The 11,725-nt window shown below is 39.5% G+C and carries 13 protein-coding genes and 2 pseudogenes; 3 read left to right on the top strand and 12 right to left on the bottom strand.

Features of this window, described 5'->3' with window-relative positions:
• Window positions 1–602: alpha/beta hydrolase (locus tag J6O61_RS09145; protein WP_292212208.1), on the bottom strand; the 602-nt coding region annotated here is incomplete at its 3' end.
• Window positions 603–619: 17 nt separating this feature from the next.
• Complete coding sequence (locus J6O61_RS09140; RefSeq protein WP_292212207.1) at window positions 620–835, bottom strand: hypothetical protein; 216 nt, start codon at window positions 833–835, stop codon at window positions 620–622.
• 122 nt (window positions 836–957) lie between these two features.
• Between J6O61_RS09140 and J6O61_RS09135 the strand changes: the two genes are divergently transcribed.
• A complete protein-coding gene (locus tag J6O61_RS09135) occupies window positions 958–1,830 on the top strand; it encodes a LysR family transcriptional regulator (RefSeq protein ID WP_292212205.1) in 873 nt (290 codons plus the stop codon).
• A gap of 632 nt (window positions 1,831–2,462) precedes the next feature.
• Here the strand turns inward: J6O61_RS09135 and J6O61_RS09130 are convergent.
• The 3 genes from J6O61_RS09130 to J6O61_RS09120 form a co-directional block, all read right to left on the bottom strand.
• Complete coding sequence (locus tag J6O61_RS09130; protein ID WP_292212203.1) at window positions 2,463–3,398, bottom strand: Abi family protein; 936 nt, start codon at window positions 3,396–3,398, stop codon at window positions 2,463–2,465.
• A gap of 403 nt (window positions 3,399–3,801) precedes the next feature.
• On the bottom strand, window positions 3,802–4,719 hold the full coding sequence (locus tag J6O61_RS09125; RefSeq protein WP_330613760.1) for an aldo/keto reductase: 918 nt from the start codon (window positions 4,717–4,719) through the stop codon (window positions 3,802–3,804).
• A 25-nt stretch (window positions 4,720–4,744) separates the two neighbouring features.
• Window positions 4,745–5,266: a flavodoxin gene (locus J6O61_RS09120; RefSeq protein ID WP_292212201.1), complete on the bottom strand. Its 522-nt coding sequence runs from the start codon at window positions 5,264–5,266 to the stop codon at window positions 4,745–4,747.
• A 145-nt stretch (window positions 5,267–5,411) separates the two neighbouring features.
• Between J6O61_RS09120 and J6O61_RS09115 the strand changes: the two genes are divergently transcribed.
• Complete coding sequence (locus tag J6O61_RS09115) at window positions 5,412–6,299, top strand: LysR family transcriptional regulator (protein WP_292212199.1); 888 nt, start codon at window positions 5,412–5,414, stop codon at window positions 6,297–6,299.
• Between the two features lie 130 nt (window positions 6,300–6,429).
• Here J6O61_RS09115 and J6O61_RS09110 read toward each other — a convergent pair whose 3' ends face one another.
• The 6 genes and pseudogenes from J6O61_RS09110 to J6O61_RS09085 all read right to left on the bottom strand — a co-directional run bounded on the left by J6O61_RS09110 (window position 6,430) and on the right by J6O61_RS09085 (window position 10,370).
• The gene (locus J6O61_RS09110) at window positions 6,430–7,554 is read right to left on the bottom strand and encodes an alpha/beta hydrolase-fold protein (protein WP_292212198.1); all 1,125 of its coding nucleotides are present in this window, start codon (window positions 7,552–7,554) and stop codon (window positions 6,430–6,432) included.
• Window positions 7,555–7,791: 237 nt separating this feature from the next.
• On the bottom strand, window positions 7,792–8,352 hold the full coding sequence (locus tag J6O61_RS09105; RefSeq protein WP_292212196.1) for an alpha/beta hydrolase: 561 nt from the start codon (window positions 8,350–8,352) through the stop codon (window positions 7,792–7,794).
• 164 nt (window positions 8,353–8,516) lie between these two features.
• The gene (locus J6O61_RS09100; protein WP_330613761.1) at window positions 8,517–9,209 is read right to left on the bottom strand and encodes an alpha/beta hydrolase; all 693 of its coding nucleotides are present in this window, start codon (window positions 9,207–9,209) and stop codon (window positions 8,517–8,519) included.
• Between the two features lie 177 nt (window positions 9,210–9,386).
• Window positions 9,387–9,518, bottom strand: a pseudogene (locus J6O61_RS09095) (DUF6017 domain-containing protein); the annotation flags it as partial.
• A 257-nt stretch (window positions 9,519–9,775) separates the two neighbouring features.
• Window positions 9,776–10,267: pseudogene (locus J6O61_RS09090) on the bottom strand (hydroxylamine reductase); the annotation flags it as partial.
• Window positions 10,242–10,370, bottom strand: coding sequence for a hypothetical protein (locus tag J6O61_RS09085; RefSeq protein ID WP_292212192.1), 129 nt, complete (start codon window positions 10,368–10,370; stop codon window positions 10,242–10,244). The gene J6O61_RS09085 and the pseudogene J6O61_RS09090, both read right to left, overlap by 26 nt.
• A 162-nt stretch (window positions 10,371–10,532) precedes the next feature.
• On the opposite strand from J6O61_RS09085, the gene J6O61_RS09080 reads away from it, so the two are divergent.
• Window positions 10,533–11,177, top strand: a complete 645-nt coding sequence (locus tag J6O61_RS09080) for a Crp/Fnr family transcriptional regulator (RefSeq protein WP_292212189.1) — start codon at window positions 10,533–10,535, stop codon at window positions 11,175–11,177.
• A 255-nt stretch (window positions 11,178–11,432) separates the two neighbouring features.
• Here J6O61_RS09080 and J6O61_RS09075 read toward each other — a convergent pair whose 3' ends face one another.
• Window positions 11,433–11,666 (bottom strand): hypothetical protein, encoded by a 234-nt coding sequence (locus tag J6O61_RS09075; RefSeq protein ID WP_292212188.1) that lies wholly within the window; start codon window positions 11,664–11,666, stop codon window positions 11,433–11,435.
• Window positions 11,667–11,725: the final 59 nt, after the last annotated feature.

The following is an 11,725-nucleotide window of genomic DNA, read 5'->3' as shown; positions in this document are numbered from 1 at the left end:
TTATATTCACCAGCCTTAAGGTCCTCCAATCTCTGCGCACACATAGCTGCCTTATGCTGATATCTTGCTTCTTCACTGTCCTCTGAATCAAAATATCCCTTGGCATTTACTCTTGTCATATCATACATTGTCATAGCTGCAGTCGCTTTGATCCTTGTATCAAGAGCTGCTGTGTTAATTGACATTCCGCCCCACCCACAGATACCAATGATTCCGATTCTGTCAGGATCAGCCTTCTCATTTAAAGAAAGGAAATCTACTGCCGCCATAAAGTCTTCTGTGTTGATATCCGGAGATGCCATGTATCTCACATTTCCACCGGACTCTCCTGTAAATGAGGGGTCAAATGCTATTGTTAAGAATCCTCTCTCCGCCATTGTCTGAGCATAAAGACCAGAACACTGCTCCTTAACTGCGCCAAAAGGTCCACATACTGCAATGGCTGGGAGCTTACCCTCTGCATCTTTAGGAACATACATATCTGCTGCCAGGGTGATTCCATATCTGTTTACAAATGTTACTTTGCTGTGATCTACCTTATCACTCTTCTTGAAAGTCTTATCCCACTCTGTTACAAGGTTTAAATCTTCTTTTCTGATCATTTTGCTATCCTCCTGAATCATTTTTCTTTCTGAATCTGTCGTATCAAAAAATCCATGTTGTCTACTTTTTTCTGGCTGTCATGAAGTTCATCCATGAGGCGGCATCGGCATTTCCTGAGATCTCGAAGAAGTGTATCTGTATCCCCTTCTTCATACATCTTTTTCATAAAGCTTATTTCTTTCTCATTGCAGCCCATGTCTGAAAGGCTTACAAGAATCTTTTCTGTATCCATCTTTTTTGCTCCTTCTGATTTCATAGTAAATCCTTGACCAGGTTTTCGCTAATGAATAAAATAAATATCATGATATTCGTTTTTGGAATAACACTTTAATCGTCAACTTTATGGAGGTTTTCATGGAAATAAAAAATCTCAGATATTTTCTTGCAGTTGCAAGGGAAGAAAATATGTCAAAGGCTGCTGAGCAGCTTCATGTATCGCAGCCTACTCTTTCAAAGACGTTAAAAGCATTAGAGGAAGAACTTGGGAAGAAGTTATTCGTAAGACACAGTTTTAGCATTTCACTTACAGATGAAGGGATGCTTCTGCGTGACCGTGCTCAGGATCTTGTGGCTATGTCAGATAAAATAGAACAGGAATTTAACTCTCTGGATGATATAACAGGTGGGGATATTTATTTTGGACTGGCTGAGAGCTATCAGATCAAATACCTTGCCAGAGAAATCTATAAGTTAAAAGAAAAATACCCCCATTTCACTTATCACATAACCAGCGGGGATACCGAACAGGTTACTGAAAAGCTTGATAAAGGCATTTTAGACTTTGCTGTACTATGTGAAACACCTGACAGCAATAAATATGAATATGTAAAATTTCCGGAAGCAGATGTATGGGGAACAATCATGCCTTCATCTCATCCCCTCGCCAGGAAAAAATCCATCCGAGTCTCTGACCTGATAGGACAGCCTCTATTTGTCTCAGAACAAAGCTGGAACAATGAAATCAAAGCCTGGGCCAAAGACAGATTTAATGAGCTTAAGCTTGAAGGTTCTTTCAGACTGTCCTATAACGGTTCCGTATTCGCAAGGGAAAACCTTGGAATACTTCTTACATTTAAAGATCTGATAAATACCGAAGGAACTGACATGGTATTCAAGCCCCTTTCACCGGAACTGAAATCAGAGCTATATCTCATTTGGAATAAGTATCAGACATTTACTCCTATTGCCGAAAAGTTTCTGGAACAGATAAAAAAGGCTTTCAAATAATCTGTAGCAACATCAATACTTTTGCTAACACTCTCATACTTTTCGAGTTTATCACTGTTTTTCAGTTCAGAGTGTCTTCCGAATTCTTCCTGCAGCAGCCCGGAGATCTTTGCAAACATTGCTTCCCAGGAAGCATACCTTCCTTGCAGAATTCCGTCACTCTACGCTCCGATATTCCCCATACCACAGCCATTTGCTTACAGGATTTCATATGAACATACCCCTTTGCATCTATCATCTCCTACAGCATAAACATTATTCGGAAGGATATCAATTTGCATTTGATATCCTTCCGAATATATTTCCGAACAAAGAAGGATCATGATCTTTATAACATCATAGATAAAAAAATGTATGCTGGAGCCGATCCCACTATCTATATCCAATCCTAATGCAGACAGGAGTTCTCCGATCAAAATGTTCCTTCTTGTATAAAATAATTTGTTTTTCCATATCCCTAGAAGGAAATACTAATTCCAATTCCTGCTTGCTCATCTATTTTCCCTGTTTAAAAAATATAATTGACATACGCATAATATCACTAGATAATACTCTTCCAAATGAAGAGAAAGGGTGTCACAAATACGTAACCCCCTTTTCAATCTTATAGCTTAATGCTTTATTTCATTCTGTTATTTTTTATACCTAGTTATTTTTTTCCAATTGCTTGGAAAGCCCATATATTCAAGCAAATCTTTTTCTGGCAGATGTGGACATCCCTTATTTACCTTAGCAATCAGCAATTTCAGCTTTCTCTTGAATTCCTTAAACTCATTATCCGGAATCAAGTATTTAAGTGCTATGACAACCGCAAACAAATCATGCTTACCATTTATGTAAGTACCATTCTTCATTGGAATCCCCATTTTAATATGTAAGTCAGTATTAGGGCCGGATAATTTAGAATGAAATGTGAATAGCCTCTCACTGTGAGCACAGACATTTCTGCAGCTTGCAATTATTCTGATAAACTGATGCAATTCAGCTTCAGAAACCTTTGAATAATTCTGACTGACTTTTGTTCTTACATCCGTTGTAGCATATTGATACATGGCTGCTACATTACCAAAAGTAATAGCATTCATTGCAACCCAAAGAGGAACATTCCCATATGTGTTTACATGATGCACTATATATGGATAATTGCTTGGTAAAGTTATTGCCTTTTGCAGGCAAGTTATCAGTCTGCTTATACCAAGAGCATTGTTAGGTGTGTTGTTGTAATTGTTGGCATTCAAATACTGGCTTTGATTGTCCCCATATTTCTCACAGAAGTGATATGAAAGCAGCGACTTAATCTGCCGTTCAACATGAAGAATATATTTAAGGAACAAAGATCTCATTTCTTCATCGAAATAGTAGAGATTTACTATCTCTTCAAAAGTAACACCTCTAAGATATTTTCCAGATGGCAAGTGTTTAAAAGGTTGCTTATATCCGCCAATCAGAGAATAATAGCTTATTTCCTTTAATTTATTCTCAGCATAGTTCCTATCCTGAATTATCAGGTCCTTTTCTTTTTCAAGCTTATCCAACTGTTGCTGATATGTATAAAACACTTTTGCCACAAAAGGTTCCTCCAAAATAAAAAAAGAGAGCTCACGCATGAACTCTCTGGGCCGTGGGCATCTCGAGATTCCACAGCGCATCCACTACCTATAATATACAAGGAATCAGCCCTTTTTTCAACAACTTTTTATTACATAAGCATTCCCTTTTTATTGTATATTTTATGCAAGAAATATACAGATTGTTAAAGTATTTGTAAGCATTTTATGCTGAAATTTAATCATTCTACAAATTTGAGTTATTATATCCCTATTTCTGCATAGATTTTCTCGATGAATGTAGACTTATGTTCAATATATCCCTCTATATCATAATCTAAAAAAGTTGCCACTATAGCGGTGGCAACTTTTTTCATATACGTATATCTTATAATGGCTATTTATTGAATTTATTTTTTATATCTTAAGCCTTTTCAAACTCAGGCTTCCAGCCAGCAAACTGCGCAAGCTGTTCATCAGTCCTGTGATAATAACGCTCATTTTTGTCTAATTTTGCAACTTCTACCATCTCATCTTCCGTAAGCTTGAAATCTGTTATATTGAAATTGTCCCTGATATGGTCTACATTTTTGCTTCCGGGGATAACCACAAATCCCATCTGTGTATGCCAGCGAAGGATGATCTGGGCAGGGCTTTTTCCATACTTCTTCCCGAGCTCTGAAAACACCGGTTCTTCAATAAGAGACTTATCTCCATGTTCAAGAGGATACCAGCTCATGAGCTTTATATCATACTTATCAAGTGTTTTCCTCAGTTCCTTCTGTGTAAAGTAAGGATGTGCCTCTACCTGGATAAACTGGGGAACTATTTCCCACTTGCTCTGAAGCTCCTCTATATACTTTCCCTCGAAGTTAGAGATACCGATGGATTTTGCCTTACCTTCTTTATACGCTTTTTCAAGCTGTCTGTACCCAGCAAGCCAGTTTCCTGCAGGCTGATGGATATAGAGCAAGTCTACATAATCTACTCCGAGGCGCTCAAGTGTTTCGTCCACTGCATTTTCATTCTCATATTCAGAGGGCCAGAGCTTTGTTGAAAGAAAAATCTCTTCTCTATTTATACCACTGTCCTTCATCCCTCTTCCTACCGCACGCTCATTCACGTATGCGTTGGCTGTATCTATAAGACGATATCCCATCTTAAGTGCTTCTCTTACGCTATTCTCTGCATCGGCAGGCGTAAGCATAAATGTACCGATTCCTACTACAGGGCACTTTAGGTTGTTGTTAAGTATTATGTTCTCCATCGTAAAATCCTCCTTAATATGTTGACGCTCTGGAACTTCCATAAGATCAAAAACATATCCCTTTTTGTAGTCCATCTTAAAACCTCCAAACTAAGCTCTGTTACATTAGTCCATTTGCCTTAAACCAGTTTTCTACATCGCCCTTTGAATTTGCAGCTCTGCTTCCTGTGATTGCAAGGCCGCTCTTTACATCTGCTCCCTTTGTGTATTTTTTAATGTCACTTACACTTGACCCAAGGCCGCTTCCCTCATTGGTGCAAAGTGGAAGGATCGTCTTTCCTGAAAAATCATATCTCTCAAGGAAGGTTGCAACTGCCATGGGGAATGTTCCCCAATAGTTTGGATATGCAAGAACAATGGTGTCGTAATCATCTATGCTGCCTGGGTAGTTTACAAGTTCGGGCCGAGCATCATTCTGTTTATCCCTCTTTGCTTCATCTATACAGGTCATATATACAGGTGAATAGGGATCCTTCATTTCAATCTTAAAAGTATCTGCATCGATCAGTTCCTCCATGAGACCAACTACTATCTCCGTGTTACCAACCTTTACATATCTCATTGCTCCGCCGAAGTAGTTCTCATCAGCTCTTGAAAAAAATGCTATAAGCGTCTTTGACATTTTGTGGTCCTCCGTCTTACATCTCTGATACTCTGAATTTGTAGGTGTCTTTTGTTTTCTTGTTTACATTCTCCCACATCTCGTCTAGAATATCCAATAGAAAAGCTGGATAGCTTATTTAATTTTTAAATATCAGGAGATTTTTATGACAACAAAGCAGATCGATTATTGCATCGAACTGGCACGAACCCAGAGTTTTTCCAGAGGCTCCGAGAACATGTTTGTAAGCCAGCCCACTTTTTCATACCAGATAAAGCTTCTTGAAGAGGAAGTTGGATTTGAGATATTTGTAAGAAACGGAAAAGGCGCAACTCTTACTCCTGCCGGGGAACAGTTTGTGACATATCTTTCAAATATGCGTGAGGATATGAAAAGAGCTATTGAACAGGGGCAGAACTTCAGCGCAAAATACAGAGACAATATCACCATCAGCATGATGGTCAGACAGGCTCTTTACTTCCTTCCGGAAGCCATAAAGGATTTTGAAAGAACTACTCCCGGAGTCCAGATAACTCCCTTATTCCAATACGACAACGGAATGGATAGTTTTCTAAAAGATGGATCCGACATAATCTTTGCTCTTAGAGAGCAGACAAAGCAGCTCGCAGGTACAATGGTCCACGAGCTGTTTGAAAGTCATATTTATCTTATCTGTAACAGAAATGACCCTTTGGCTGAAAAAAATCTTATCACTGACGAAGATATCTTTGGAAGAACACTTATGGTGGGAGGAGGATCTCCTACGCTCCTTCGCTCAGTTCAACAAAAGCTCATATCTTCCGGAAAAAATGAATACTTCAACAGTCCTGATCATGACACTACCCTTACAAACATAGCTGCAGGTAAGGGCATCTGCCTTGCCCCGGGTTTTTTAAATGATCATAGCGGGCAGTTTGCCTGGATACCTTATGACAGTAACAGGACCTTTGAATGCGTTCTGTGTACGCATAAGGCTGACAAGCGTAGTAGCCTTGGTAGTTTTGTCAAAACACTCCAAAGGTTATATAAGGATGCTGTAGCTTTTCCACTTTGATGGCATCAGCCACCGGCCTTTATATCAGATTAATACACTACTTTACGAACTTCACAATTTACACAGTAAAAAGCAGCTATAGATTTCTCCATAGCTGCTGTACTGATTCACATTTAATTCTTATACACTGTTACTGCTGAAACGACCATTCCATAACTGCTATACAGTTATAGGCGTAGTCAAATGAAGCCATATGGTATGAAGCTCCGCCTCCGGCGCCTCCACCATTTCCGCCCGTCATTCCTTCAGGCTTTTCACCACTCATAGGCGAATTGCCTGTTCCTCCATCAATTGTTCCTGTTTTCCAGGATATGAAATAGGCTCCAGTAGCCTCTCCACTGAATAATTCTGAAGCAGCTGATGAAAGTTCATCTGCTGACCATGTGCCGTCCCACTGTGCATATGTGTATGTGACACCGTCTGCATCATATCTGTTCATAAGGTCCTGTGCCCCGGTCCATGCACTTGTATCATCTTCAGCTGCAAAATAAACAAAGGTCTGTCCTTCCAGACTTGAAAGAAGCTCCGTATCCCACTGACCATCAACAAACATGCATGCCGCATATAAATCAGGATATTCTGATGCAAGTATGAGTGTTGTCATGCATCCCATGGACTGACCTGTTCCATAGATCCTATCAGTATCCACTGCATATTCTTCTGACATGTAATCAATAAATCTCTTGGTAAGCTCAACATATTCTGTTGTACTATATCCATCATGATCATCAAGAATTGTTTCAGGGTATGTTGGTACAGCTACAATTGTCGGATATACTGACTGCCACTCCGATGTTGCCCACACAAGGCCGCCAAGTCCCTGAGTAAGAGAATACTCAGCATCAGTTCCCGCAGTTGTTGAATCACCTATAAACACAACCATTGGATACTCTGCATTTTCATCATATCCTTCCGGAAGATATAGATTATATGTTATAGAAAGACCTGTCTCCTCATCAGTATAAGTGAGCTGGTCAAAAAAATCTGTATATGTTTCCACAAGACTCTCTTCATCTTCAGCAAGTGTGTTACTAACAAGTCCCAGTTCTAACGTAGAGCCGGTATCTGTAGTTGTTTCAGCTTCTGCAGCAGAATCTGAAGCTTCTTTTACCTCTTCAGATGAATCACTTGCTTCCTGGGTGCTTTCCGATGATACGGTCTGGGTACTATCTGCTTGCTGTGCCTGGTTTCCACAAGCCACTGTTGACACAGCTATTGCAGTGGTTGTCAAAATAGTTGCTACTTTCTTGAACATTATAAAATTCCTCCATATATTTGTTCTTGTTCATCATAAAAGTTTTGGAGTATTTTATAATGCGAGCTACCATTCGCAGTAAGGTTGAAACAGAAGCTCTAAGAGCTCTGTTCTTTAGCTTACACTCTCATATTAGGGCAGTTTACTAAATCCAACCTAAAATAATAGTAAACACATTATGAAAAATAGGCAAAACAAATGGAAGCCTCACCACCGCTTCAAATATGATTTTTTGCTTTATAGCAATTTTTCCACTATTTTCATAACATTCCCTAGTTCCTGAATATCACTGATTACTTCCCCGGTCTCTAACGAATGATTCCCTTTTTCTACTATTACCAGTTCAAGTCCAAGCTCTTCACATCGTGTCCTGGCAATATCTGTTCTACACCAGGGATCCGCATTGCCGTGGAACACTGTTCCGCTTTCAGCTCTCAAAAAATCAAATGTCTGAGGAACCGGAGTAAATACAAGCTGCGTAGCACCAATGTTATAAGTTTTATCATAATAAGCAGCAAGGGCAGTGCCTATACTCTTCCCTACAAAAAGAATCTTCTCACATTTATCAAATTCAACTCCATCAAGCTGCTCTTCTACCTGCTTTAATGCAATCTCAAAGGCCGCTTTCATACCTTCTTTATCATTTAGAATTTCTTTTGACTTTACCGGCAGCTCATATGTAACATCAATCACGTCATAGCCTGCTGCCTTGGCCAGCTTCTTAGTGTAATACAAAAGAGGTTTATCTCCGTTATATCCCATACCAGGGAATATTACTACAAGTTTCTCACTACACATCTTCTACATCCTTCTAAAAAAAAGAGATCCCTTCAAAGCTTTTTGTTACAGCTATAATAACAATAATCGCAATATATAAGCAACCTACACCTCATAGTGCTGCCTGCTGCCTTGGTATCTTCTGTGAGTTCTTGTCCTTATTTAACCAATAGTTAGCAGCCGTATTACGCTTCCAGATACTCGATGAACTTTGTAGCATATTCCGCGCTGTACTCATGCAGGTATTGACCATGCCCCATATTATCAAATTCAACCACTTCCAGCTTTGGAAGATATTTCCTTAACAGTTCGGCGCTTTTCCTTGGATAAGGTTCATTTGTACCGTGCCAGAATACAACCTGACCGGTGTATTGTCTGATACCTTCCGGAATATCATATCGGTACACATATTCACACGCATTTGTGATCGTCTTTGAAGTCACTCCCGGATAAAGCATCTCGACCACGCTGTTATTATCTTTCCCCATGATAAGATCCATCAAGAGCTTGGGAATCTTCTTTCCCTGTTGCATCCGTGAGATTCCTTTGCAGAATAATTTCTCATACAGTTTTGTAAGAGATCCCATCTTTGTAAGAAATGCAGCATCCAGCAGCACCTTGGAGATCCTGACATTGCCCCGTCCGACTATCTCCACAGCCATAGTGCCACCCATCGAAAATCCACACAGGCAATATAGTTCTCCTTTAAGCTTCTCAAGAATGAATGCTTCTATTTCAGTACAGTTATCAGCTAAACTATCTAACTCCCCCAAATTATCACTATGCCCATCTACCTCAGCAAGAATAACATAATAATCTTTTAGATACCCTAATAAAGGCTCATAACACAGCAATGCAGTTGATGCCATTCCATGTATAAGTAGTATCGACTGCTTTTTTTATCACCATACGTCAAATAATTCACTTTTCTTCACCAAACTCCGATTTATCTTAGTCTATTATCATTGAATTTATATCACAGAACCATCAACAGTGTTCCTACTCCAATCATGATACACCTTATCCCTCCATTTATCTTCACTCTTTAAATTATATCATGCCTCGCACGCTCCATATGCCTGATCATGATTTACTTCTGCCTGATAAAAAGCGTCCATTGTACTTGGTGCGTTGAACAATGCTGCCAGGAGGTACTTTTTTACAATCCTTGGCTTTTCTTTATTTTTTTCGTAATGAAATTTTCTAGGTGTAGCCATGTCTCTTACCTCCATAGGATTATTTATTTGGATGAATCCCTGCAGGTTTACATGTCATGCTCTGGTTTGCAAAAAAAAGAGCCATTCCTGAATTTGGTTTCAAGAATGACTCTAAAAATAGTTCTTTTGCAGGTCTCAAACCTGCATGAATACTGTGATTACTTGTCCAAGGACTTAAGTGTTGGAAGTAAAATCGCATCTCCCTTTGTTTTTTAGAATCCCCTGCTTTATGCCTCACCAATCAAAAGGTGCAGATCATCCTCCACCGTTCCGATACCCGCGATGCCAAAGTTCTCCACCAGCACATTCGCCACGTTCGGAGACAGGAACGCCGGGAGCGTCGGTCCCAGATGGATATTCTTTACCCCAAGATACAGCAGGGCAAGAAGTACGATAACTGCCTTCTGTTCATACCATGCAATATTGAATACCAGTGGAAGGTCGTTGATATCATCCAGTCCAAAGATTTCCTTTAATTTCAGTGCAATGAGCACTAGGGAGTAGGAATCATTGCACTGCCCGGCATCCAATATCCTCGGTATGCCGCCAATATCGCCAAGTTCCAGCTTATTATACTTATATTTTGCGCATCCCGCAGTCAGGATGACCACGTCTTTCGGAAGTCTCTCTGCAAATTCTTTGTAATACTCCCTTGCTTTCTAGCGTCCGTCACAGCCTGCCATAACAACGAACTTACGGATTGCGCCGGTCTTTACTGCATGCTACCTGCTTCTTCAATCCCTGGAAGAAATTCCCCGCCACACCACGAACATCTACTTTCTTAAAACCTGATACTTTGTCTTTCCATTCTGTATAACTCATGATAGGAACCTCCATTCTTCAATCTATGATCTGTCTTATCATCGCTGCCGCATTCCTTTCCTTGTTTTCATGATGCAAGTATAGTATGATTAAAAAAATAATTATGTTGTTGTAACCACATTTTTAAAACAAAGGAATGTTTTTATGTCTTGGGATAAAAATATGTTAAAAAATAACATCATCTTCAATGGGATGATGTCTGAAGAAATTGACCTTGCTCTTAAAGAGCTCTCTTCTGTAGAGAAAACATATATGAAGGATTCTATAATTTTACGTGCCGGTGATATTACAGACTCTTTAGGTCTTGTCATTTCAGGAAGTGTAACAATAGAAAGCAATGATGCATGGGGAAACCGCACTATTCTGAGCAATGTAGCAAAGGGTGGATTCTTTGCTGAGACCTATGCCCTGCTTGAGAAAGAACCTCTTTTAGTTGACGTCATGGCAAATGAAAACTGCCGAATCCTCTTTTTTAAGGTCGGCAGTTTGAAAAAGCTAAAATCAAATATGAACTTATGGAGCTTTAAGCTGATATCAAATCTTCTCATGATATCAGCTAACAAAAATCTGCACTTATCCGGGAGAAGTTTTCATACATCTCCAAAGACAATCCGTGGACGTGTAATGGCTTACCTCAATTCCATATCCCTGAAAAAGGGCAGCAACGAATTTGACATTCCTTTCGACCGCCAACAACTTGCAGATTATCTTAATCTTGAGCGCAGTGCTCTCTCAAAGGAACTTGGCAAAATGAAAAAAGACGGTCTTATCGAAGTCAGGAAAAATCATTTTAAATTGATGTCCTAAATTATTCTTTTTGATAGCCTCTTACTAATATAGCAGCAGTTCCCAGTGTCAGCCATTTTACGGTGTTACACCAAGAGACTATTTCAAATAAAAAAGCTGATGTTCGAGGCAGCACAATAATCATATACTGATTTATGTTAATTATTCTATAGAAAAAGGACTGCCAGAATTTGAGCAGTCCTTCTTAACTGAATATATAGATTTTACCTGCATATCAGAGCGTTAATTTGTGCCAATAGTATTTTTTTAGCCCTTTCATCTTTGATCTGCCTTAGCAGACTTATCAATACTTACAAGAAGGTGTCCATGATCTACAACTCCAACATGAGCTATTACAAGGAAATTTTCCTTATCTTCTCCTCTAACCCCTACTACCGTTACCGGTGTTAGATACACCCCCATTACTGAACATAGGCTCTCGGAATCTCTAGCCCAGATTCCAAGGGCTTTTTCTTTTTTTCTTTTTTCCAAATCCCCCCAATTTCCCATAAAATTTTAAAAATAGGGGTTGACAAACCCTCCAAAATCTGCGGCCGCTTCGCGGCCTA

Source organism: Butyrivibrio sp., assembly GCF_017635265.1.
Lineage (GTDB): Bacteria > Bacillota > Clostridia > Lachnospirales > Lachnospiraceae > Butyrivibrio.
Note: the sequence above shows the minus strand (reverse complement) of the source record. Positions and strands in the feature narration are given on the sequence as shown.